21 protein-coding genes and 1 riboswitch are annotated in these 23,944 nt (G+C 64.6%); of the genes, 17 read left to right on the top strand and 4 right to left on the bottom strand.

Translation table 11 applies throughout. From position 1 onward, the window contains the following. The 3 genes from H8A95_RS15565 to H8A95_RS15555 form a co-directional block, all read left to right on the top strand. On the top strand, positions 1 to 483 hold a 483-nt coding region (locus tag H8A95_RS15565; RefSeq protein WP_229183933.1), incomplete at its 5' end, for a GTP-binding protein. Between the two features lie 237 nt (positions 484 to 720). After that, positions 721 to 916: riboswitch (cobalamin riboswitch) on the top strand. Positions 917 to 1,022: 106 nt separating this feature from the next. Next, complete coding sequence (locus H8A95_RS15560) at positions 1,023 to 3,305, top strand: TonB-dependent receptor (RefSeq protein ID WP_229183932.1); 2,283 nt, start codon at positions 1,023 to 1,025, stop codon at positions 3,303 to 3,305. Between the two features lie 2 nt (positions 3,306 to 3,307). After that, positions 3,308 to 4,819: a cytochrome b family protein gene (locus H8A95_RS15555; protein ID WP_229183931.1), complete on the top strand. Its 1,512-nt coding sequence runs from the start codon at positions 3,308 to 3,310 to the stop codon at positions 4,817 to 4,819. 6 nt (positions 4,820 to 4,825) lie between these two features. On the opposite strand, the gene H8A95_RS15550 is transcribed toward H8A95_RS15555, so the two are convergent. Then, positions 4,826 to 5,353 carry a tetratricopeptide repeat protein gene (locus H8A95_RS15550; RefSeq protein WP_420839393.1) on the bottom strand — a complete coding sequence of 176 codons (528 nt, stop codon included), beginning with the start codon at positions 5,351 to 5,353 and terminating at the stop codon, positions 4,826 to 4,828. A 22-nt stretch (positions 5,354 to 5,375) separates the two neighbouring features. After that, the gene (gene gspD, locus H8A95_RS15545) at positions 5,376 to 7,763 is read right to left on the bottom strand and encodes a type II secretion system secretin GspD (protein ID WP_420839392.1); all 2,388 of its coding nucleotides are present in this window, start codon (positions 7,761 to 7,763) and stop codon (positions 5,376 to 5,378) included. Between the two features lie 334 nt (positions 7,764 to 8,097). Between gspD and H8A95_RS15540 the strand changes: the two genes are divergently transcribed. Genes H8A95_RS15540 through H8A95_RS15495 form a run of 10 tightly spaced genes read left to right on the top strand, consistent with a single transcriptional unit; the run spans position 8,098 to position 16,326 of the window. Beyond that, on the top strand, positions 8,098 to 9,774 hold the full coding sequence (locus H8A95_RS15540; protein ID WP_229183930.1) for a GspE/PulE family protein: 1,677 nt from the start codon (positions 8,098 to 8,100) through the stop codon (positions 9,772 to 9,774). Between the two features lie 4 nt (positions 9,775 to 9,778). Then, the gene (locus H8A95_RS15535; RefSeq protein ID WP_229183929.1) at positions 9,779 to 10,990 is read left to right on the top strand and encodes a type II secretion system F family protein; all 1,212 of its coding nucleotides are present in this window, start codon (positions 9,779 to 9,781) and stop codon (positions 10,988 to 10,990) included. 17 nt (positions 10,991 to 11,007) lie between these two features. Further along, complete coding sequence (gene gspG, locus H8A95_RS15530; protein ID WP_229183928.1) at positions 11,008 to 11,526, top strand: type II secretion system major pseudopilin GspG; 519 nt, start codon at positions 11,008 to 11,010, stop codon at positions 11,524 to 11,526. Between the two features lie 22 nt (positions 11,527 to 11,548). After that, positions 11,549 to 12,013, top strand: a complete 465-nt coding sequence (locus H8A95_RS15525) for a type II secretion system protein (protein ID WP_163157103.1) — start codon at positions 11,549 to 11,551, stop codon at positions 12,011 to 12,013. Then, positions 11,946 to 12,398, top strand: a complete 453-nt coding sequence (locus H8A95_RS15520) for a prepilin-type N-terminal cleavage/methylation domain-containing protein (RefSeq protein ID WP_420839391.1) — start codon at positions 11,946 to 11,948, stop codon at positions 12,396 to 12,398. The genes H8A95_RS15525 and H8A95_RS15520 overlap by 68 nt, the downstream gene beginning before the upstream one ends. After that, positions 12,395 to 13,117, top strand: coding sequence for a PulJ/GspJ family protein (locus tag H8A95_RS15515; RefSeq protein ID WP_229183926.1), 723 nt, complete (start codon positions 12,395 to 12,397; stop codon positions 13,115 to 13,117). The genes H8A95_RS15520 and H8A95_RS15515 overlap by 4 nt, the downstream gene beginning before the upstream one ends. Then, entirely contained in the window at positions 13,117 to 14,052 is a 936-nt protein-coding gene (locus H8A95_RS15510; RefSeq protein WP_229183925.1) for a type II secretion system minor pseudopilin, read from the top strand. The genes H8A95_RS15515 and H8A95_RS15510 overlap by 1 nt, the downstream gene beginning before the upstream one ends. Beyond that, positions 14,052 to 15,125: a PilN domain-containing protein gene (locus H8A95_RS15505; protein ID WP_229183924.1), complete on the top strand. Its 1,074-nt coding sequence runs from the start codon at positions 14,052 to 14,054 to the stop codon at positions 15,123 to 15,125. The genes H8A95_RS15510 and H8A95_RS15505 overlap by 1 nt, the downstream gene beginning before the upstream one ends. Continuing rightward, positions 15,122 to 15,685, top strand: coding sequence for a type II secretion system protein GspM (gene gspM / locus H8A95_RS15500; RefSeq protein WP_076865371.1), 564 nt, complete (start codon positions 15,122 to 15,124; stop codon positions 15,683 to 15,685). Before H8A95_RS15505 ends, gspM begins: the two co-directional genes overlap by 4 nt. Then, positions 15,685 to 16,326 carry a hypothetical protein gene (locus H8A95_RS15495; protein WP_229183923.1) on the top strand — a complete coding sequence of 214 codons (642 nt, stop codon included), beginning with the start codon at positions 15,685 to 15,687 and terminating at the stop codon, positions 16,324 to 16,326. The genes gspM and H8A95_RS15495 overlap by 1 nt, the downstream gene beginning before the upstream one ends. A 1-nt stretch (position 16,327) precedes the next feature. Here the strand turns inward: H8A95_RS15495 and H8A95_RS15490 are convergent, their stop codons facing one another. Continuing rightward, complete coding sequence (locus H8A95_RS15490) at positions 16,328 to 16,945, bottom strand: prepilin peptidase (protein ID WP_229183922.1); 618 nt, start codon at positions 16,943 to 16,945, stop codon at positions 16,328 to 16,330. A 118-nt stretch (positions 16,946 to 17,063) separates the two neighbouring features. On the opposite strand from H8A95_RS15490, the gene H8A95_RS15485 reads away from it, so the two are divergent. The 4 genes from H8A95_RS15485 to H8A95_RS15470 all read left to right on the top strand — a co-directional run bounded on the left by H8A95_RS15485 (position 17,064) and on the right by H8A95_RS15470 (position 22,332). Then, positions 17,064 to 17,849 carry an EfeM/EfeO family lipoprotein gene (locus H8A95_RS15485; RefSeq protein ID WP_229183921.1) on the top strand — a complete coding sequence of 262 codons (786 nt, stop codon included), beginning with the start codon at positions 17,064 to 17,066 and terminating at the stop codon, positions 17,847 to 17,849. Then, the gene (locus H8A95_RS15480; RefSeq protein WP_229183920.1) at positions 17,846 to 19,222 is read left to right on the top strand and encodes a cytochrome c peroxidase; all 1,377 of its coding nucleotides are present in this window, start codon (positions 17,846 to 17,848) and stop codon (positions 19,220 to 19,222) included. The genes H8A95_RS15485 and H8A95_RS15480 overlap by 4 nt, the downstream gene beginning before the upstream one ends. A gap of 239 nt (positions 19,223 to 19,461) precedes the next feature. Beyond that, positions 19,462 to 21,525 (top strand): phospholipase C, encoded by a 2,064-nt coding sequence (locus H8A95_RS15475; RefSeq protein ID WP_229183919.1) that lies wholly within the window; start codon positions 19,462 to 19,464, stop codon positions 21,523 to 21,525. Positions 21,526 to 21,645: 120 nt separating this feature from the next. Then, entirely contained in the window at positions 21,646 to 22,332 is a 687-nt protein-coding gene (locus tag H8A95_RS15470) for a hypothetical protein (protein WP_229183918.1), read from the top strand. Positions 22,333 to 22,344: 12 nt separating this feature from the next. Here the strand turns inward: H8A95_RS15470 and H8A95_RS15465 are convergent, their stop codons facing one another. Then, positions 22,345 to 23,676 carry a cytochrome c peroxidase gene (locus H8A95_RS15465; protein WP_229183917.1) on the bottom strand — a complete coding sequence of 444 codons (1,332 nt, stop codon included), beginning with the start codon at positions 23,674 to 23,676 and terminating at the stop codon, positions 22,345 to 22,347. Positions 23,677 to 23,944 lie beyond the last annotated feature (268 nt).

Genomic DNA, 23,944 nt, shown 5'->3' with positions numbered 1-23,944 from the left:
CTGAGCAAGGTCGATCTCGCCGATGCGGCCGCGTGCGCCGCGATCCGCGACGCCGTGCGCGCGGTGCGTCCGGCGGCCGTGGTCGTCGATGCGCTGCATGGCGAGGTGCCGGCCGCGCTGCTGTTTCCGGCCGATCTCGATCATGTGCCGTCGCCGCGGGAGACCGCGCCGCGACGGCCGGCGTCGGACCGATTTGAGACCTTGAGCTGGACGTCCGAGCGGCCGGTGCGGCTGCCGCGCTTGCAGCAGGCGATCAGCAAACTTGCGCCGAAGCTGGCGCGGGCGAAGGGATTGTTCGAGACAATGGAGCAGCCCGGACGGCTGACGGTATTTCAACTTGCCGGTGGACGCGCGACATTGGCCGCGGGCGGCGTGCCCGCGCCCGGCGTGCCGCGCACGCGAATCGTATTCATCGCCGAGATGGGTGCGTTGTCGCGTACCGAGATCGATGAGGTGATGCAGGGCTGCGTCGAAGCGGAGTGATGCGAGCTTGCGTTTCCCGTCATCCTGAGGTGCGAGCGGAGCGAGCCTCGAAGGATGCGCGGCCCGGTCGGTGGCCGTCGATCCTTCGAGACGCCGTTTCACGGCTCCTCAGGATGACGGGTCTAGAAAGCCTCCGCGTCATCGGCAAATGCAGATGTCGCTGTGTCGTTGCCGCAGCACCATCCCGCAAAGCATGCGTGCGACAATCGCGTCGAATTGACAGCCGTACCGGCGCCACCTATCGTTTTTGCCGACGGTTCCCTTCGGGGATCAAAAGGGAATGCGGTGCGAGGGTAACCCCAATGCCGCAGCTGTCCCCGCAACTGTAAACGGCGAGCCTTTCGTCAATTTGCCACTGGGCTGTTCAGCCCGGGAAGGCGTCGACAGGCGATGACCCGTGAGCCAGGAGACCTGCCGTCAGTCGTGGTCACACGCGAGCACATCGGGCGGGGGCGTCCTGGTGGGATCGGAGCACTGCCTTTCGGGCAATGCGCCAGTCCGCGTTCGCGGTGACGTGCCACGTTACCGCGAGTCGTTTCATGTCTCCGTCTTCTCCCGCTGCGCGCAAATGGCGCCTCGGTCTCGTCTGCTCCCTGTCATCACTGCTGTTGCCGGCCGAAGGCTCGGCACAAACGCCTCCACCGACCACGCTCGATCCGGTCGAGGTCTCGCCTTCGGCATCCGCAAAGCCCAAGCCTGCGGCGCGAAGCAGCAACACCGCCGCGACGGCGCGGCCCCGCTCCAGATCGGCAACGTCAGCTGCGATCGGCAACACGCCGCGCGCCGCAGCGTCAAGTGCATCGGGGGCGGCGTCGCCGACGCTCAACGCCACCACGCAGGGCAGCACCGGCAGCCGTCTCAACCTGACGCCGCTGCAGACGCCGGCGAGCGTCGAGATCGTCACGGCGCAGACCATTGCCGAGCGCGGCCAGCACAATGTGCTGGATGCCGTCACCCAGAATGCGGCCGGGTTCATCGCAACGCCGGCGCCCGGCAACGGCGGCCTGTCGTTCAGCACCCGCGGCTTTGCCGGCAGCAACTCGGTGATGACGCTGTATGACGGCACGCGCTTCTATATCGGCTCCGGCACCCTGACGTTCCCCTACGACACCTGGTCGACGCAACGCATCGAGGTGCTGCGCGGCCCGGCCTCGGTGCTGTACGGCGAAGGCGCGATCGGTGGCGTTGTCAACGTCGTTCCGAAGAAGCCGCAGGGCACGCCGTACAACGAGGCCGAGGTCTCGCTCGACAGCAACATGACGCGACGGCTGTCGGTGGACAGCACCGGTCCGATCAATCCCAATGTGTCGTACCGCATCAACGCCACCGGCAACATGTCGGACGGCTGGGTCGATCGCGACAAGACCTCGAATGCGGTGGTCTCCGCCGCCGTGCGGGTGCAGGCATCGGACAATCTCGCCTTCACGCTGTCCGAGGACTATGGCGACCGCAGCCCGTCACGCTATTTCGGCACGCCGCTGATCAACGGCTCGATCCAGGATACGCTGCGCTTCAAGAACTACAATGCGTCGGACAGCGCGATCCGCTATCAGGACAGCTGGACCCAGTTCAAGACCGAGTGGGACGTCGCCGACGGCATCAAGGTCAACAACACGCTGTACTATCTGACCAGCGAACGGCACTGGCGCGACATCGAGAACTACACCTGGAATCCCAAGTCCCAGCTGATCGATCGCTCCAGCTACATCGAGATATTCCACGACCAGAAGCAGCTCGGTAACCGCATGGATACGACCTTCAGCGGTCACGTCTTCGGGCTCGCGAATCAGTTTGTCGCCGGATTCGACGTCAACCGGATCGATTTCACCCACACCAACAACTCGCCCTATGGCGGCGCGTCGTCGGTCAATCCCTACGCCTTCGATCCCGGATCATTCTTCGCAACGACGACGGCGACCACGCCCGGCTTCAACGCGATGGTCAATCAATGCGCACTGTTTGCGGAAGATCGCCTGTCGCTGACCGATCAGCTGTCGCTCGTCACCGGCGTCCGGTATGACCGTCCCGAGGTCGATCGCACCGACTACAAGACGCCCGCGAACAGCTTCGACGTCTCGCTATCGGGCACCAGCTGGCGCACCGGGCTGGTGTACGAACCGATCAAGAACCTCGCGTTCTATGGCCAGTACGCAGTCGGGGTCGATCCGGTCAGCAACCTCATTTCGCTGTCGACCTCGCAGAAGACCTTCCAGCTTGCGACCGGCAAGCAGACCGAGATCGGAGTCAAGCAGTCGTTCTGGGGCGGCCGCGGCGAGTGGTCGCTGGCTGCTTACGAGATCGTCAAGACCGGCTTGACCATTCCCGATCCCAGTAATCCAACCGCGGGCCTCGCATTGCAGATCGGCCAACAGTCATCTCGCGGCGTCGAAGGATCGATCGGGCTTGTGCTGAACGATGGCTGGCGCGTCGACGCCAATCTTGCGCTGCTGCGCGCCCGATACGACAACAACAGCCAGGTGGTCGGCGGCAAGATCGTCAGCTACAACGGCAATGTCCCGGTCAACGTGCCGCAGCAGGTCTCGAACGTCTGGCTGACCTGGGACTTCGCACCCAATTGGTCGGTCTATGGCGGCGTGCAGATCGTCGGAGCGATGTACTCCGATCTCGCCAACACCCAGTTGCGGCCGGACTACAATGTGGTCAACGGCGGCATCAAATGGAAGCCGGATGACCGCACCACGGTCGCGTTCCGCCTCTACAATCTGTTCGACAAGGTCTACGCGGTGACCTCGAACGGGACGGGGCAGTGGCTGCTCGGCATGCCGCGCACCGCCGAATTGTCCGTCAACGTGAAGTTCTGACCATGCGCAACGCTCTGATCCGGCGGGGGCGGCGCTGGCTCTATGTCGTCCATCGCTGGATCGGCATTGCGACGTGTCTCTTGTTCGCGATGTGGTTCATCTCCGGCCTCGTCATGATGTACGTGGCGTTTCCACGCCTCACCGACAGCGAGCGCCTCGCCGCGCTTCCTGCCATTCTCTGGAACAAGGTGCAGGTGGCACCTGACAGCGCGATGGCGATCGCGGGGATGGAGCATTATCCACGCGATCTCCGCCTCTCGATGATGGACGACACGCCCGTCTATCGCGTGACCGGCTGGAAGGGGAGCGCCGTCACCATTTCGGCAATCGATGGTCGTGTGATCGATCGCATCACGCCGGACCAGGCACTTGCCGTTGCCGGCCATCATCCGCAGGCGGTGCAGCCGCAATTGCTCGAAACCGTGACCCGCGACCAATGGTCGGTGACGGCACGCTTCGATCCGTTGCGGCCGCTCTATCTGATCGGCCTCGGCGATACCGATGGCACCGAGCTCTATGTCTCCTCGCGCAGCGGCGAGATCGTGCTCGACACCACGCGGCGGGAGCGCGTTTGGAACTGGCTCGGCTCGATCCCGCACTGGATCTATCCGACGGTGCTGCGCAAAGATGGTCCGCTGTGGCGAGACGTGGTGCTGTGGATCTCGGGCGTCTGCCTCGTGGTCGCGGTCACCGGTTTCTGGATTGGTACCCTGCGCCTGCGCCTGCGCCTGCGGCTGACGCGCCGCTACGCTGATAGCGCCGTCTCGCCCTATCGCGGCTGGATGGCCTGGCACCATATCGCCGGGCTGATCGGCGGCGTCTTCGTCTTCACCTGGATGTTCAGCGGCTGGCTGTCGCTCAATCCCGGCGGCGCGTTCTCTGGCCGCGGGCTCACGCGCGAGATCGCGGCCGGTTACAGCGGCCACGACACGCCCGATATCGTCGCCGGCTTCCGGTCATCGCCGTCGATATCGGCTGTGGAGGCGCGCTTCGTCTGGATCGGCGGACGCCGGCTGATGCTGCTCGACGACCGTGGCGGCCGGCGCAGCGTCGCCGATCCCGCGACCGGCGCTCCCGTGACGCTCGCGCGCGACGAGATCATCGCGGCCGCCCGGCGCGCGATGCCGGGCGCTGCGGTGATCTCATCGCGACAGCTCGATGAACCGGATGCCTATTGGTACACGCTGCACCATGTGCGCGAGCTTCCCGTGCTGCGGGTCGGTTTCGACGATCCCGCCCACACCTGGTTGCACATCTCTCCCGTTACCGGCGATATCCTCGACCGCAGCGACGACAGCCGCCGCTCCTATCGCTGGCTGTTCAACGCGCTGCACAGCCTGGACTTCCCGCTGCTGCTCAGCTTCTGGCCGGTGCGCGATGTCGTGGTCTGGCTGTTGTCGGCAATCGGCGCGATCGTTTCGATCAGCGGCATTGTGGTCGGCTGGCGCCGGCTGCGGCGGCCGAAGGTGCGAAGGAGGCGCACGTCTGCGAACCTCGCGCGGTCGCCCTCGTAATCCCGGCTATCTGACCGTCAGGTGCACGTCCGGCTCCGGCCGGCTGGGGACCCAGTCCAATGCAAACCGCTGGCCGGCGATGATCTCATTCCTCGAGAGCTTCAATGCGACCGCATCCCGGAACCGGAGATAGGCATCGCGCTGCCGCCCGCCGGTGCGGGCCGCCGCCAGATTGAGCCATTTGTACGCGAGCACGTAGTCGTTCGGAACGCCGTGGCCCTTGTCGTACATCATGCCGAGCATGGCTTGTGCGAACGGGTCTCCCTGCACGGCGCCGCGATAGTAGAGATCGGCGGAGGCGTCATAGGCCTGCGGGACCCCGAAGCCGTGCTCATACATGAAGCCGAGCATGCCGAGGGCTCTTGGGTTGCCGCGCTCGGCGGCGGGCGAGAGCTCCCGGGCCGCCCTGAGATAATCGCCGCGTTGGAAGGCGGCCGTTCCGCGTGCGACGCTGTCGGCGCTCGCAACCGACACCGTCATGGCCCAAAGCACGATTGCGAGCGGCGCGCCGAGGCTTGTCCGTTGCGCGAGCATGCGGAGCGTCCTGTTGCCCGGTTCAGTGGAAGCTGGTGGTGATCGGCGCATTGGTCGATGTCGTGGCGATGCTGCCGCGCAATTTCGATCGGAGTTCCTCGGCAACGACCTGGGCGTCGGAACCGTTGCGGATGATCTGCGGGCGGATGAAGATGATCAACTCGGTGCGCTGGGTGCCGTTGCTCTGGTGCCCGAAGGCGTCACCGAGGCCGGGAATCTGGTCAAGCACGGGAAGCGCATTGCGGCCGCCGCTCTGCTGTTCGCTGATCAGGCCCGCCAGCAGCACGGTCTGGCCATTGGCGACCGCGATCTGGCTCTTGACCCGCCGCTCCGACACGGTCGGGGTCAGGTTGACCGTGCTGCTTTGGGGGACGTTGCTGATCTCCTGCTCGACATCGAGCCGCACCGTGCCGTTCACGCTGACGCGCGGCGAAACCCGCAGGATGATGCCGGTGTTGCGATAGTCGATGGTGTTGACCACGGTATTGCTCGTGGTCAGCACCGTCGCGCTGCCGGTCGACACCGGGACGACGTCGCCGACCTGCAGCGTCGCGACCTGGTTGTTGATCACGACCAGCGAGGGATTGGAGAGCACCTTGACGCTGGTGACGGCATGCAGCGCGTCCAGGATCAGGCTCGGCTGGGTCTCGGACCCGATCAGGAAATTGAAGCCCGGGAAAGCCCGGTTGATGAAGGCATTGGTGAGCGAGCCGGCGACGGAGACGGCCCCGGTGGTCGCGTCCGTGGTGGTCGCTGGCGCCGCGGTGGCCTGGGTGCCGAGGATCGAGCCGGTGTTCGGCTTCAGGCCGAGGTTCCGGCTGGTGAGATAGCTCTGCACGCCATAGGACAAGGTGTTGTTGAGCGTGACCTCGGCGATCGTCGCATCGATCGCGACCTGGAGCTGCGGCTCGTCGATCTGCAGCAGCGTCGACTCGATGATGCGGTAGTTGGCCTGGTCGGCATAGATCAGGAGATTGTTGTTCACGACATCGGGCGTGATCCGCACATCCTGCATGACGGGCTGGCCGTTGCCGGAGCCGGTACCAGAACCGCGTCCGCTATCCAGCGCGGCATTGTTGCCCTGGCCTGGATTGTTGGGATTGTTCGCTTGCCCTCCGGCGCCAAATCCCTGGCCGAGGCCCTGGCCCGTCGCGCCTGTCCCTGAAGTGCCGCGGGACGCGAAGCCGCCCATGCTCGGATTCGAGCCGTTGTTGTTGTTGAGCGACAGACGATCGGCCACGCTTGACGTTGACGAGGTGCCGGAGCCGGGCGCGAGCTGGCTGTCGGCACTGTCGAGCAGGTTGCCGGACGAACCGCCGAGGAACATGTCGGTCAGGACCCGCGCGATCTGGCGCGCATCGCCGTATTTGACGCGGTAGACGTGGACCGTGGTTCGCGCCGTGTCGTTGCGATCGAGACGCTTGATCCAGGTCGCGGCCGTGTGCAGCATGTCCGGCTTCTTGGTCACGACCAGGATCGCGTTGAGGCGCACGATCGGCATGAACTTGATGACGTTCTGGCTGAGGCCGTTCTCACCGGAATCGACGATCTTCTCCAGTTCGGCAATCACGGGCGCGGGCGACCCGCTCGAGATCGGGAAGATGCCGACCGATTGGCCGCGCATCCAGTCGACGTCGAAGCTCAGCACCGTGTCGACGGCGGTGCGGCGCTCGGCGCCGGTGCCCTGGATCAGAAGCAGATTCCGCGTCGTGTCGGCGCGGATCGCGCCGGCCCTGGTGGCGAAGCTGTCGGTCAGTTTCAGCAGGGTCTGGGCCGACACATATTGCAGGGGGACCACCGAGATGCCGAAGCCGGCTTCCGGATTGGCCGCCGCGGCATCGACGCGGCCGCCGCCGACGGCGTCGCCGAGCGGCGTCAGGCGGTAGCCCGCCGTATCCTTGAGCAGCACCACGCCGCTCAGGCGCAGCGCGTTTTCAAGCACGAAGACCATGTCGGATTTCGGCACCGGTCGGACCGACACCAGGCTCACCGTGCCCTGCACCCGCGGGTCGATGGTGTAGCCGACATGCAGGATGTCGCCGAGCACGACCTTGGCGACGGTCGCCACCGGCGTGCTTTCGAAATTCAGGTCGAAGCCGTTGCCGTTCGACGCCGGCTGTGGCCGCGCGTCCACGACCGCCGTGACTTCGCTTCCCTCATACATTGCCGCGCGGACGCTGCCGCTCTGGCTGCCGCCTGTCGCCGCCAGCGCGCTCACCGGCTGCGGCTGGCGCGGCAGCAGATCGAGCGATCGCACCTTGTCGGTGACGTCGACCTGGGACGCGTCCACGCTCTCGCCGACCGTCGCGGAATTGCAGGACGCCAGCAACCCCATTGACGCCAAGGCAAAAATGGCTGCGAGGCCGCCACGGATCGTCGGGCAGCGGCCCACTGTGCCTACGCGTTGCATGAAGGCCCTTCGCTCTGACTAACTGAAATTTCGATTGCTTGCGACGATCGGTCCTACCCCGCACGGACTCTTAGCGATCGAACATGACAGAAATAAATTGGTTACATGATTGTCGTTCGCGACCTGCCCTATCGCATCGCACCAAAATTGTGCAGCCGGCGCGCGTCGTGTCCGCGATGCCACGTCCGGATTTCTTGAACGCGGCAAACCATGTGACTTCGCACAGCTGTCACACTTCGGATCGATAACCGCAGAATTGCCGGGAGCCGAACGCGACGGCACGCAGCGGCCCTTGGCACGGACCGATCCGGGATAGTGTGGCGGGATATAAGGGATGGCGAACGACCTGTCCGTTCGGTTCGTGGATTATCTGCGTCAGAACAATCACCTGGCGCCGATCGATGGATCGGCGGAGCGGACCGGGCAGGGCGCCGACGTCAGGCAGTTGAAGCTGTGGGAGATCACCAGTCTCTCACCGACCGAATTCGCAGACGAAGCCGCGCGCTTCTTCGCGCTTGGCCGCCTGACGCTCCAGGACATGACCTCGGCTGAACCGCTTGTCGGGTCGTTCTCGGCGCGTTTCCTGCGCGAGACCATGGTCTTTCCATGCCGGGCGGCCGACGGGAGCACGGTCCTCGCGGTGGTCGATCCGACCGACCAGGCGACGCTGCGGGCAGCGCAGATCGTGCTTGGCGCCGGCATCAGCGTGAAGGTGGCGTCGTCGGAAGACGTCGCCATCGCGCTGAACAACTCCTCCAGTGCCGAGGAGGCCGAAGCCACCGATACGGCGGCGGCGCTGCCCCGCGAAGACGACATCGAGAGCCTGCGCGACCTTGCCAGCGGCGCACCGGTGGTGCGCGCGGTCAATGATCTGATCGAGAAGGCGGTCGAGCTTCGTGCCAGCGACATCCATATCGAGCCGTTTTCCGCCGGCCTCATGGTCCGCTTGCGGATCGATGGCCTGCTGCGGCCGGTCGCGGCGCTGTCGGGCGTGCTGCCGCAGGCGGTGGTCTCCCGCATCAAGATCATCGCCAATCTCAACATCGCCGAGCGCCGCCTGCCGCAGGACGGCGCGGCGCGGCTGCGGGCCGGGCGCACCGACATCGATATCCGCGTCGCGATCATGCCGACGCAGCACGGCGAATCCTGTGTCATCCGTATCCTGCCCAAGGATCGCGGCCTGCTGGTCGTCGAAAAGCTGGGATTCTCTGAGTCGGACGAAAGCAAGCTGCGGCGGCTCTTGAAGCTGCCACACGGCATGGTCGTGATCACGGGGCCGACCGGCAGCGGCAAGACCACGACCCTGGCGACGATCCTATCGATTCTCAATGAGCCCAGCCGCAAGATCCTGACGATCGAGGATCCGGTCGAATACGAGATTCCGGGTGTCAACCAGTCCCAGATCAAGCCCGCGATCGGTTTGACCTTCGCCACCGCGCTGCGGTCCTTCGTTCGCCAGGACCCTGACGTGATCATGGTCGGTGAAATCAGGGATTCGGAGACCGCGCATGTCGCGGTGCATGCGGCGCTGACCGGGCATCTGGTGCTGACGACGCTGCACACGGAGACCGCGGCGGCCGCGGTGCCGCGCCTGCTCGATCTCGGGGTCGAAGGCTATCTGCTGCGCTCAGTGTTGCGCGGCGTGATCGCGCAGCGCCTGGTCCGGCAATTGTGCGAGCGCTGCAAGACGGCGCGGCCGCTCGCGACCGCCGATCTCACCGAGGATCCCCGGCTCGCGGCGATCGGCTTTAAGGCCGGCGAGATCATTCACGAGCCCTGCGGCTGCGAGCGTTGTGGTGGAACCGGCTATCGCGGCCGCCTCGGCGCATTCGAGCTGCTCGAACTGTCCAATGAATTGCGTGAACTGATCGGAGAGCGAACCGACGGGCTGAAGATCGATACGATGGCGATCCGGGCGGGCATGACCACGATGCTCGATGACGGGGTCGCCAAATGCCGCGCCGGACTGACCTCGCCCGCCGAGATCCTCCGCGTCGCGACCGTGCGGTGACGCCGTGCCGAATTATCGCTATCGCGCTTTGACCCAGGCCGGAGAGATCGTGAACGGCACGATCTCGGCCCCGACCGCGGCCGAGGTGGCGCGGCGGATCGAATACCTCAAGCTGCTGCCGATCGAAACCACCGAGGACAAGCGCGCATCCGGCACAGCCGGCGGCCGCAGCCTGTTCGGCGGGCCGAGTGCTGCCGAGGTCACCACGTTCACGCGCGATCTCGCACTGCTGCTGAAAGCCGGCGCGCGTCTCGACGATGCGCTGGAGCTTCTGTCCGGCGATGCCGATGTCGGCCGGATGCGTCCGGTGGTGGCCAAGATTCGCGCCGCCCTGCTCACCGGCGAGAGCTTTGCCGATGCAGTGGCGGATCATCCAACCCTGTTCCAGCCGATGTATATCGCGCTGGTTCGCGTAGGCGAGATCTCCGGCACGCTGGATTCCGTGCTGGAGATGCTGGGGACCGAACGCGCGCGGTCCGAGCAGATGCGGCGGAAGCTGACCGATGCGATGCAGTATCCGGCCTTCGTGCTGGTCGCGGCATCAGGCGTGATGCTGTTCTTCCTGCTGTTCGTGCTGCCGCAATTCTCGACCGTGCTGGGCGATTTCGGCGGCAAGTCGGATACGGCACTCGCCAGCTTCATCGCGCTGTCGGATTTCCTGCGCGCCAATGCCACGGCCGCATGCCTGATCAGTGCGGCTGTGATCGCCCTTTCGTGGTGGCTGCTGCGGCAGGCGCGGGTGCGCGCCGCGCTGGTCAACGCGATCTCGCGGGTGCCGGGCATCAGCAGCGCCTTCCAGTTCTATCGCGCCAGCCTGTTCTGCCGCAATCTGGGTGTCCTGCTCGGCAGCGGCGTGAATCTTACGGCCGCATTGCGCATCCTCGTCGACATCATGGCGGTGACCGGGAGCGAGGCGGACTGGACCGCCGCCGCCGACCGCGTCCGACATGGCGGGAAATTATCGGAAGCGCTCGCCGTGGCGGACAGCCTGCCGCCGATGGCGGTGCGCATGCTGCGGCTCGGCGAAGAGACCGGGCAACTGCCGGTGCTGGCCGGGCGGGTCGCGGAATTCTACGAAGCAAAATTGCAGCGCAGCCTGGACCGTGTCGTCGGCATCGTCGGTCCGCTGGCGATCATCACGATCAGCACCGTGGTCGGCGGATTGATCGTGTCGGTCATGACGGCGCTGCTCTCGGTCACGCAGCTAGTCGGTTAGAGCAGGGGTCATCGGTCATGATATCGCGCAACAGCATCATCGAGGCATTTTCCACGCGAGCGGGACGCCATCGCGCCCGATCGCAAGAGCCAAGGCGTTCGGGCGAGGCCGGCTTCACCCTGGTCGAGATGCTGGTGGTGATCGCGATCATCGGCCTCATCATGGGACTGATCGGGCCGCGCGTGCTCAACTATCTCAGCGAATCCAAGGTCAAGACCGCGCGCATTCAGTTGCAGAGCTTCTCCAGCGCGCTCGATTTGTTCTATCTCGACGCCGGCCGCTTCCCGTCCACGGCGGAGGGGCTTGCCGCACTGGTCCGGCGCACGCCGGGGGTTGCCGCCTGGAACGGCCCGTATCTGAAGGGCGGCAACGTTCCGAACGATCCTTGGAATCACCCCTATCTCTATCGCTCGCCGGGCGAACATGGGCCCTACGACATCGTCTCCTATGGCTCCGACGGTCAGGAGGGCGGCAGCGGCACCTCTGCCGACATCTCGCTGGAGAAGACGACAGCCGCCAACAACGACCAACAATGATCAATAGGGATGCACGGCAAGCATGAATGACGCGACGCAGCGCGGTTTCACCCTGCTCGAGATGGTGTGCGTGCTCGCCATCATCGCGCTGCTGGCGGCCGTGCTGCTTCCGTTCATTCCGCACCAAACCTCGCGGTCGCGCCTGCAGGCCTATGCGTTGCAGGCCGCGACCTTGCTGAAGGCCGATCGGAATGCCGCCATCGAGCGCAGCACCAGCGTTGCGACGCTGGTCGATGCGTCGAGCCGGGTGATCCATTCGGGGGCCTCGCGCATGACGGTGCGGATTCCCGATGACGTGCGGTTCGATGCGGTGCTGCCGCAAAGCTGTCAGCACCGCGCGGCGCTGTCGACCATCCGCTTCTTCGCCAATGGCGGTTCCTGCGGCGGCTCCATCGCGCTGACGCGGCTCGATGCGGGATATGAGGTTCGCGTCAACTGGCTCACCGGAAGGGTTGAAATCGTTGCTCGCGATGTCGCCGCCAACTAACCGCTCTGAAGCGGGGTTCACCATGATCGAGGTGCTGGTGGCGCTGGCGCTGGTGGCCGTCTCGGTCGTCGCGATCGGCGCCGTCATGGGCGTCAAGACGCGCGGCGTAAAGGCCATGGAACAGCACGTGGCGCTGATGCAGGCGGTGCGCACATTGATGACGGTCGGCATTCCGCCGCGCGCGGAATTGCAATCGGGAACCTCGACGGGGCAGGCGGAGGGCTACCGCTGGACCATCGAGGTCAGTCCGCTCGGTGGCGACTGGGCGGTGCCCGAAGGCAACGTGCCCTGGGCGCCGGAACTGGTGAGGATCCGCGTCAAATCCCCGGGCGGTGCATTGTCCGATATCCGCACCGTGCGCCTGATGCCGAGGTCATCGGAATGACCCCGGCCAAGACAACAACAAGGACAGCAACGCGAACGCATGAGCGCGGTTTCACGCTGATCGAAACCATCGTTGCGCTGGCGCTGATGGGGCTGTTGCTGTCGGCGCTCGCCAGCATCACGGCACAATGGCTGCCGAGCTGGAACAAGGGGCTCGACCGGATCCAGCGCAGCGAATTGATCGGGATCGCGCTGGAGCGGATCGGCGCCGATCTTGCCGCGGCGGAGTTCGTTGCCGCCAACCGCGATACCCACAAGCCGCTGTTCGACGGATCGGAATTATCCGTCATGTTCGTGCGAACGTCGCTGGGGCCGAATGCGGGGCCGGGGCTCGACGTGGTGCGCCTTGGCGAGACCAGGGATCGCGGCGAGTTCGTCACGGTTCGGTCGCAGGCGCGCTTCACGCCGCTGGCCGACGGCGTGTCGCTGTCGGAGCAGGTGCATCTCGGCAGCCCCGTCGTGCTGCTGCGTGCGCCCTATCGCCTCTCGTTCGCTTATGCCGGCGCCGACCGGGCCTGGAAGGGCGTGTGGAAGGATGCCGACAAGCTGCCGGCGATGATCCGATTGACCGTGCGTGACGCGGCGAGCCAGCGCGTGCTGTCGGTGTCGACCATCGCACCGCTCCACGTTCAGATTCCAAGCGACTGCACCAAGCCGGATGGCAATTGCGGCGACAAGCCCGGTGGTCCCAATGTTGTCCCCGACCAGGGGAAGACCTGATGGGCGCGTCCGGCAATATCGGCCGCACGCCGGCCAATCGCGGCTTCGTCATCGTTGCAGTGCTCTGGATCCTGCTGGCGCTGTCGTCGCTGGCGATCATCTTCTCGGCCTATCTTGCCGCATCGGCGCGCGCATTGGCGGCGAGCGATATCGCGTTGCAGACCGAGGCATTGGTGTCGGCCGGGCTCGAGCTCACGGCCTACCAGCTGACGCTGACGGACGAGAAGACGAGGCCGCAATACGGGGCGTTTCATTTCGGGCTGGACGATGCCAGCGTCAACGTGAGCTTCACGTCGGAGGCGGGACGTCTTGATCTGAACTACGCGTCGAAGGAGATGTTGATCGGCCTCTTCGTGGTGCTCGGCGCCGGGAAGGACGCGGCCAGCGAGTACGCCGACCGGATCGTCGGCTGGCGAACGCGGCCGGCGCAGGGCAGCGAGAATGTAGAGGCCGCGCGCTACAACGCGCTTGGCTATTCACCGCGACAGGGGCTGTTCACCCATGTCAACGAGCTGGCGCTGGTCGCCGGCATTCCCGAAGCCTTTGTCGATCGTGTGCTGCCGTTCGTGACGGTGTTCAACGGCGGTCCGGATGTCGATCCGACCATCGCCGCGCCGGAAGTCGCGCTCGCCGTGAACAAGGTATCGGGGAAGGATCAGGACGGCTTCGGCTCGTCTGCTCTCGGGGCGAGCGCTCCCTCGCCGAACGGTGGCCTTTCCGCTGGATCATCGCAGGCACCGACCGCGCAAACTGCGGCATCGACCGCGCAAAGCCCTTGCTACCGGATCGCAATCTCGATCCGATTCCGCAACGGTCACCGCACCAATTCCGAGGCGGTGATTGCACTCGGCGACAAGGCCGAGCCCTATCGTGTGTTGTCCTGGCAGAACGATGTCGAGCCGCGAATGACGGTTCTGCCGCGCAAGAGAGGTTGATGGCGATGCTTGCCGAGGCACGGCAATGGTTCGAGCAATGGATTGGCGCGGTCGCGACTGCAGTTGACGGCGTCGCGGGCAGGTTCATGCGCCGGCGCGGCGTCGAGCTGGACGAGAATGGCGACGGCACGTTTACTGCCCGCCTCGCGGTGGCGAAGGACGGCGCGCCGTCAGCTCCGGTTTCGTTCCGGCTCGATCACGATGCGCCGCAGCCTCCGCTGTCGGCGGAGTGGAAGACCGTGTTCGACGGCAGCCGCGTCGAGGTGCGGTTGCGGTCGGATCACATCGTCAGCCGCATGCTCGATTTCCCGAGCCAGGCCGGCGACTTTCTCGACGGCATGATCCGCGCGCAGGTCGACCGGCTGACGCCATGGACCGCCGCCGATGCCGTCTTCGGCTGGGGCCCGCCGCAGCCGATCGCCAATGACCGCATCGAGGTCGCGTTCAGTGCGACCGCGGCGACCAAGGTCGATCCGTTGGTCCGGATGGCGAGGCAGCTCGGCGCCGCCTCCGTTGCGGTTTCGGCGCCGGCAGTTGGCAGCGATGGCGCCCCGCAGCAAGTGACGCTGCTCGACAAATCGCTGCGCGGCCTCGCTGGCCCTCAGCTTCCGCGGCTGTTGCGCATCGGCCTGGTTTCGACGGCGGTCGCTGCCGCGGTCTCCCTGCTGCTGAACATCTATCTCGGTGGATGGCTGCAATCCGAGCAGGAAGATTTGCAACACCGGATCTCGCAGCGGCGCGCCGCATTGCGTCTCGATGCCAATGGCGACGCGTCCGGTCTCGGCCTGCTGGCCAAGCGCAAGCAGACGACGCCATCGAGCGTCATGGTTCTGGAAGCGATCTCGCGTGTCCTGCCCGACACGACCTATGTGACGGAGCTCCGCGTCGAGGGCAACAAGGTGCAGGTGGTGGGGCTGACCCAGGATGCGCCGTCCCTGATCCGCCTGCTGGAGCAGTCGCCGCAGTTCACCCGCGCAACCTTCTTTGCGCCGACGACGCGCGCGGCGAATGAATCGGCGGAGCGGTTCCACGTCGAGGCCAACATCTCAGCCTATTTTGGGTCCGGCTCATGAGCGCAGCATCCCGATCGCTGACCGCCGTCAGCACCTCGCCCCTGGTTGCGACCGCGAGCTATCTCGGCTTGTTCGTGCTGCTGCTCTTTGTCGTCATCTCGTCGCTCTCGGATATCATCGGCCTGCGCAGCGATGTTGCGGCATCGGCCGGAATGCTGGAGCAGCTCGAAGGTCGATCCAAAGCGAATACCGCGCCCGGCCAGCCCGCCATGCCGACCGGCTCGGCCTATCTCGAAGGCGCGACCGTCACCGTTGCCGGCGCCACCCTGTTGCAACGTGTGTCGGGCGCGGTGATCAAGGCCGGCGGCAACGTGCTGTCGACGCAGCTCGACGTTCCCAACGCCCCGGCCAAGGCGGGCTTCATTAGCATGGTCGCGAGCTCTGAGATCGAGCAGGCGCAATTGCAGCAGGTGCTCTACGATCTCGAGGCCGGCATGCCGTTCCTGTTCATCGACCAGTTGGTCGTGCAACCCGTCGCAGACGAGGCCGCCAAAGGAGCCGACCCCGGCAAGCTCCGCGTGCTGCTCGGCGTATCCGGACAATGGCGAGGAGCCAAATGATGCGACGCTTCGCAGCGACCATCGTGCTGTTGATGGTGTCGGCCTATTCAGCGCCGGCGGCCGTGCCTGATCGGGCCGGCGACGCACTGGACGCCGGCATGCTCGACGACACCCGTCTCGGCGGACCGGTGCTGAATTCACCGCCGCCGTCCGAGCCTGTGACATCGGTTCGGGTGACGCCTGCGCCGGCACCGACGCCTCGGCCGCTCAGCGCAAATCCGTTGTGGGGCATTCCGCTCAAGACACTGCCCAACACGCGCGATCGCCCGGTGTTCTCGCCATCGCGGCGACCTCCGCCTGCCGTCGTTGCGGAACCGGAAGTCAGCAAGCCGCCACCGCCGCCGCGCAGGGTCGCGATCGAGCCGCCGCCGCTGTCACTTGTCGGCACGATCTCCGGCGACGATGAAAGCTTCGGGATCTTTCTCGATCAGTCGAACAAGACCGCGCTGCGACTGAAAATCGGTGACGAGTTCCAGGGGTGGAAGCTGCGAACCATCAAGGGGCGCGAAGTCACGATGCAGAAGGACGAGCAGGGCGCCGTACTCACATTGCCCCAGCCCGGCGGCGAGGAGAGCAGCGATGCCCACCTCGTTCCGGTGAGCACAGAGAGGATGCCATTGGCCGCGCGGCGCCAGAAGTGAGCTAGCTGAACCCGAGCAAGCTCTGAAGGGCCGGCGTCAGGAGAAGCCCGAGCGCCAGAAAGGGACCGAACGGAATCGACGTCTGGCGCTTCATCTCACGTCCAGCGAGTTGCAGGCCACCGGCAACAGCAAGTGCCGCGAGCGCCGCGATCAGCAGCAGGGTCGGAACTCCCAGGGCGCCGACCCAGATCGCCGCGGCGGCAAGAAACTTGACGTCGCCCAGTCCCAATCCGTCCACGCCCCGCACGGCGAAGTAAAGGCGCTGCAACAGCCAGAACAGCATGCCGACGAGTGTGGCGATCGCCATGGCAGTGAACGCGGCCGTTGTGCCGTCAGTGATGACGACGTTCGCAAGCCCGAGCGCCGCGATTGCAAGGTTCAGCCAACTGGGAATGACGCCGTGGCGCAGATCGATCAGCGCGACGGCACAGCACAGCACGCAAAGCGCGCCGTAAGATCCAATGAAATAAAGAGCTTCGCGATCGATCGGCATGGTGGCGGGACAAGTGTGACGCGTGCCCACACTGTGTTGCAACAACTCGCGCGCGTTGAACAGTCTATTTTCAATTGATCCGTCGTCGCGTGACGGGTTTGCGCGATTGTGATCGTCGAGCACCATCGCAAAGTGGAAAAGATGCGACAAAAAGTCTGCGCTGTCACAAATCCGCATAGGATGCCGACAATAGTTCGCCCCGCTACGTGCCACGAGCCCTTCGTGACAGATCAGTGGGTAGACTATGCACAAGATGCGAGTGGCGGCGTGCCTGGCTTTGCTGGCGGCGTCGGCAGGCGTGCGCGCCGCGAATGCGGGCGCCCTCGAGGACGGCGCCGAGCGCTATCGGCCGTATCTGATCGAGGGCGTTGCCAGCGCGCTGGAAGGCGCGCGCGCCTTGCGCGAGCGCGCCGCTGCTGCGGACTTGCCCGGTGCAAAGAAGGCCTGGCTGTCGGCGCGCGCAGGCTGGGAGCGTTCGGAGGTCTTCACCGCGGGCTTCGTGCCGGAGCTCGACGCGCAGATCGATGCCTGGCCGAACGCGGACAGCGGGTTTCATGCCATCGAGGCGAAACTGTTCGGAGCCGGCAATACCGACGTTGCCGCCGATGCGACGGGGCTTGTCGAGCACTTGAATGATCTTCACCGCAAGCTCAAGGACATCAAGCTGACGACGCAGGGCCTGCTGGATGGCACGGTGCGGCTCGCCTACGAAGTCGGCGAGAGCAAGGCGGATGGCGGCGAGTCGCGCATCAGCGGCACTTCGCTGGATGATATGCGCAACAACATCGCAGGCATCGATTTCGCCTACCACACGATCTTCTCGACCGCCCTCAATACGGTCGACGGCAAGCTCGACGAGATGGTGACGAACCGGATCGAACAGCTCGAAGCGATCGTCGCCACGCCCGACCTGCCGCATGTCAACATTGCCGATCTGCGCCAGACCAGTGAGGAACTGGTCATTGCGTTGCAGAGCGCCTCGGCGAAGCTCGGGTTGCAGCGCCCGACCCTGGAGGCGCAGGCGCGATGACCTCGCTTCACCGGCGTCTGGCTGCGCTGCTCTCCGGTGTCATCGTTCTGGCACTGCTCGGGCGCGCGGCGGCGTTTCCGGTCGATGGCGACAAGACCGTGTTGCCGGTCGCGACCGAGCTGAACGAGGATGCGCTCGACAAGCCGCGCGAGGTGTTTCAGTCCGAGCGGACCGGAGCCAAGTCATATCTGGTCAATCTCGGTGATCTCGCCTTCAATTCGCCGGGGCTGCTCGGCGAGGTGGCGCGGCAGGCCGGCGTGAGCTGCGGCACCTGCCATGTCAACGGCGCGAACAACGCCAAATTCTTCATGCCGAAGATGTCGAGCCGGCCCGGCACGTTCGACACCACAGGTCCCTTGTTCAATCCGAAGGCCAACAATCTGGCGTTCGATCCGGTGCGGATCCCGAGCCTGCGCGGCGCCCGCTATCTTGCGCCTTATGGCGCCGACGGCCGGTTCGCTTCGCTGCGCGACTTCGTTCACAACGTCATCACCAACGAGTTCGCAGGACCCGAGCCGTCGCCCGCGACGCTCGATGCGATCGTGGCCTATATTCACGACATCGACTTTCTGCCCAATCCGAGCCTTGGTCCCGCCGGACGGCTGGCCGGCAAGATCACCGAGGCGGAGCGTCGCGGCGAAGCGTTGTTCGCGAAGCCGTTCCCGCACGATCCGGCGCTGAGCTGTGCGGGCTGCCACGCTCCATCGTCCGGCTTTGTCGATCACGAGCAGCATGACGTCGGTTCGGGCGGCCTGTTCAAGACGCCGACGCTGCGCAACGCCGACTTCAACGCGCCGTACTTTCACGACGGCCGCTTCGACAATTACAACCAGGTCGTCGATTATTTCGACCGGACCTTTCAGCTCGACCTCTCGGTGCAGGACAAAGGCGACCTCGTCGCTTATCTCACGGCCGTCGGCGATGGCGTGCAGCCCTATGAGCGCGACGGTGCCGGTGCGACGCTGAAGGAGATCAACGATTTCTCGACGGTGCTTGCGACTGCGATCCCTGCCGGCGACAAGGACATCGTTGCGCTGGCGGTCGATACGATCGGCCGCGAGCTGCGCGAGTTGACCGAGCAATATCCCGATCGCAAGAACACGAGCGTGTCGGGCGGCGAGCAGCAGCGTGTGCTTGCGCGCAACGGCCTCAAAGAGCTGGTGCTCACGCTGCGGCGAATCGAGATGGCAGTTGCTGCGGGTCGCAACGCGGATGCTGCAACCGAGTTGAGGAATTATCGCAATCTGATGGCTGCTGCAGTGCCTGCGCTATTGGCCAGCGCCGAGCCGTGGTCGTTGTTCAATCAAGACGTGCATGACCAGCATTATGCTGCGCTTCGTCAGGTGATGCGCTCCAGGCACATCTCGCGCTGATTGAGCTCTATTGTAGTGCATTTTGCGATCCGCATCGTTGCGTGGATTGCTCAATCAATTGTCGATCTTCAGTTGAAGAGTCGAATCGTGGTGATGCTGCGTGCAGCAGCAGATGTCTCCACGGAAAATCTTTGAACGTTTCGAAATTTCTCGCGCGCTTTCACGTAAGCGAAAACCATGCGTCATACTGTCGCACTAAGCAGTGTGTGTTGCTAACCGCAAAACACCTGAGGTCGACAATGGGTTTGAATTACAAAAAGCACTGGCGAACCAGCACGGCGCTCTGCGTTGCGTCAACGGTGCTCGTCGCAACAGCCGCCTATGCCGCGCACTATCCGGGCGGTCGCAGTGATTGGGACAAGCGTTCGCATCACAATCGTCAGGCGCACGAAGAGGGCATTCGTGCGAACCATGAGGATCATGAAAATCATGGTGACAAGGATCGCGGCGGCAAGGTGAAGACCGCTACGCCGATCAAGCACGTCATCATTCTGATCGGTGAGAACCGCGGCCTGGATCACACCTTCGGTGTGTACAAGCCGAAGGGCAAGGGCCAGACGATCTCCAACCTGTTGTCGAAGGGCATTGTCAACGAGGACGGAACGCCGGGACCGAACTTTGCGCAGGCGCAGCAGTATTCGGTCGCGGGCCAGACGGCCTACTATATCGGTGCGCCGACCATCTCGAAGTCGCCCTACAACGCGACCAATGTGATGCCGCAGCCGAACACCAACGGCACGCCGACCGCGCAGAACGACACTTCGCCTCCGTTCAAGACGATCACCGAAGCCAGCGTCGAGAAGGACATGGATCCGGCTGATCTCGACATCCTCACCACCGGCTTCAGCGGCCTGCCGACCGGTGTGCTCGATACCCGCGTTCCCGGCGCCGGCGGCCTGAACGGACCGTTCCCGCTGCAGGGCGAGCAGATCAGCGACGACGACTACACCGGCGACTCGACCCATCGCTTCTATCAGGACTGGCAGCAGGAAGACTGCAGCGCCGCCAGCGCCACTAGGAAGAACAATTCGGGCTGCCTCAACGACCTGTTCCCGTTCGTGATGGCGACGTATTCGGCGTCCAACAAGAGCATGGCCAACTCGATGGGCTTCTACAACGCCCAGCAGGGTCAGGCTCCCGTTCTGAAGATGCTCGCCGACCGCTTCACCCTGAGCGACAACTTCCACCAGTCGTTCCACGGTGGCACCGGCGCGAACCACTTCATGCTCGGCACCGGCGACGCGGAGTTCTGGAGCGACGGCAAGGGCAATCCGGTGACGCCGCCGGCCAACCTGATCGCCAACCCGAACCCGGTCGCCGGTTCGGTCAACCGCTACACCGTCGATGGCAATTGGAGCAATTGCTCTGATGTCTTCCAACCCGGCGTGAAGCCGATCGTCACCTACCTCAACAACCTGCCGTACGCGGCGGAGCCGAACTGCAAGCCCAACCACTACTACATGCTCAACAACGTCAATCCGGGCTATCTGCCGAACGGCGCGCTCTCGGGTGGCAACAACGTGCCGCCGTCGTCGGTTCGCACGATCGGCGATGCGCTGATGGAGAAGAACATCTCCTGGGCGTTCTATGGTGGCGCGTATAACGACGCCGTGGCGCTCTCCAACGCTGCGGTTGCCGCCAATCCGTCGAACCCCAACCTCGGCGCCGCTGCGGTCGCCGATCCGGCGCACGCGCTCGGTGTTGCCTACTGCCAGATCTGCAATCCGTTCCAGTATGCGACCTCGATCATGGCCAACCCGGCCGTGCGTCAGGCTCACATCAAGGACACTGCCGATCTGATCACGGCGATCCAGAACAACAAGCTGCCTGCGGTGTCGTTCGGCAAGCCGGACGGCCTGCTCGACGGTCATCCGCAGAGCTCGAAGGTTGATCTGTTCGAGGCCTATGTCCTCAACGTGCTCAGCGCGCTGGAGAACAATCCGGAGCTGAAGGCGGACACCGCCGTCTTCATCACCTGGGACGAAGCCGGCGGCTATTGGGACTCCGGTTACACGCAGTCGATCGACTTCTTCGGCGACGGACCGCGAATTCCGACCCTGATCCTCTCGCCCTATTCGACGGGCGGCAAGGTCAACCACAACTACGCCGACCACGTTTCGCTGCTGAAGTTCATCGAGCGCAACTGGGCACTCCAGCCGCTCACGAACCGCAGCCGCGACAACCTGCCGAACCCGTCCTACGCGAAGAACAACGAGTACGTCCCGACCAACAGCCCGGCGCTTTCCGACCTGTTCGACGCGTTCGACTTCAGCAAGCCCGTCACGCTGTCCTACACCGAGTGATCGAGCTCTCGTCCAGCACGAGGTCTTGATTTCATCCACGGCCGGCGCCGATCGAACCGATGGTTCGGTCGGCGCCGTCATGTTTTGCCTGCCGACCACCTGATCGACCGGGACCATGCGATGAAGCGCAACGCGAAGACTTGCTCGAGAGACCGGAGGGCCGCAGGCTGCCTGCTTGCCGTCGTCATCCTGGCCGATGCTCCGACAGCGGCCATGGCGCAGCAGTTTTCCGCCGAGCTGGTTGCGCGGAAGGACGAAACGACGACCAGTCTGGGAACGCTGCGGGTCTCGCAACAGAAGGCGCGAATCGAGGCGAGGGCGTTGCCGGATGGTTTCTTCCTGATCGACACGGCCAAGCCCACGGCGTATTTCGTCCGTCCCGCCGCACGCGTGTTCATGGATGCGAGGCAGTCCAGCCCGCTGACCCGGATGTTCGTGCCGGTCGATCCGAGCGATCCCTGCCGGCAATGGCAGGCAATCGCCCAGCTATCCGCGCCGGTCGATCTCGCGACCTGGCATTGCCAACGCGACGGGGCGGAGGCGTTAGCGGGCCGCGACACTGACGTTTATCGAATCACGGTGCCGTCGGGTTCCGGCTTTGTCGGCTGGATCGACCGCGAGCGCAGGTTTCCGGTGCAGGTTAGAACCGCTGACGGGACGGTGATCGCGGCAGATCATATCCGCGACGAACCCCAGCCGGCGCAGAGCTTCGAAATGCCCGCAGGTCTGCGCAAATTCGACCCGCAGGTGCTGATCCGCAGGATCCAGCAGAGCGACGTCTGGGTCGAGCAGCCGGCCTCGCAGTGATCGTGCAGTGCGCTACTGCGATTGCCGGCTTGTCACCGGCAGCATTCGGCCGAGCGCCGTGTAGTGCGACTGATGCACGTTGCCGTTGAACAGCGACCAGGGCTCGGCCTTTTTCAGGGCGACGGGCACGTCGAAATGCACCAGCTGGGCAAATTTGCGATATTCCGCCATCGCTTCGTCGATATGGCCGGCCCCGACTTCGAGATCGATGCGGCGCAAGGTGAGGACGAGCTCCTTCAGGATCGCGCGCGCCGCCAGCCGCTCGTCCTTGCCGCCGATCGAAACATTCCTGATGTCGGGGATATGCTCGGTCAATTCACGCAGTTCGGCGCCGACGCCGGTCACGGCCAGCGACACCACGGCGGTATCGGCGGCCGGGATCGTGGCCTCGAGGACGCTCGAGAGCTCAAGCACCTCCTTCATCCGAAGCACCACGCCGTCCTTGTCGAAGGGGCGTTCGCCGTCGCCGGCCGCATTCAGATAGGCCACGAGGTCCTGCGTATCCTGGGTCGACAGTTCGAGGTCGAACACCCGATCGAAATGATCGACCACCTGTTCGTAGGTGTCGTAGCGACCGTCATGGAAGTACGGCGCATTGAAATTGGCGTTCAGCAACGTGGGGGTCTTGACCAGTCCGCCGGATCCGACGTCGTGGCGTACCTGGTCGTTGAAGGTTCCGGCGGGACTATGACAGCCGGCACAGCTCAACTCGGCCTGCTTCGGGAACGGCTTGAAGAACAGCGCTTCGCCACGGCGCTCGGCGAGGCTGGCCTGCGCGGCGAGCCTGCCGCCAGGCGCAATCTTCGGATTGGGGAGGAAATCGATATCGTTGATATAGGCGACGAGGCCGTCGAGAACCTCGTCGCGCGGCCGCGGCCCGGAAAACTCGTTGACGATGACATTGTATATGAAGTCGCGCAGCGAGGTGACGCGCCCGTCATGTCCGTAGGGGGCGAGGTAGCGGGCGCCCCGCAGACTTGGAATCCGGACCGGATCGAGGATGCTGTTGAAAGTCTTCGCGTTGAAGACGAGGCTGGTGGTGTCGAACGTGCCGGGGCGGGAGGACGCGCCCGGAACGAACAGTTTTGGGTTCGATGCACCGTTGACGTGGCAGGTGCCGCAGCTCATCTCGGCCTGGCGCGCCTTGCCGCCGAGGATAGAGGGCGAATTGAAGGCGAGATCGCCGAGATTGACCAGATAGGACTTTCGCCCGCCCATCGCTTCGGAATGAAAGATTTCGCGCGGCCGCGCCAGCGCCTCCTCTGAAAATTCAGTTCCGGCCGGCAGCACGGTCTGGTCGCCGCCCAGCGGGAACGCCATCGCGCGCAACGGGACAAGGGCCACGACGAGCGCCAGCAGCGCGACCCGCGCCGGCCTCCTGTCACGTTCGGTGGATGTTGAACGACTTTTCCCGGAGTGTGACGCCAGAATATCCCAAGCCATTGCGAGAAAACGCCCCTGTCACAAAGCATATGCGCTGCCGTGCGTCGGAAGATGTCACGGAGGTGACAGTTTCCTGTCGGCAGGATCAATGACCATCTGTTTGGATAGACGACTGTTGATTGCGGTTTGATGACGTTCGATCAACGAACCGCAACCGATCTGTGTCCGA

The organism is Bradyrhizobium oropedii, from assembly GCF_020889685.1.
GTDB lineage: Bacteria > Pseudomonadota > Alphaproteobacteria > Rhizobiales > Xanthobacteraceae > Bradyrhizobium > Bradyrhizobium oropedii.
Note: the sequence above shows the minus strand (reverse complement) of the source record. Positions and strands in the feature narration are given on the sequence as shown.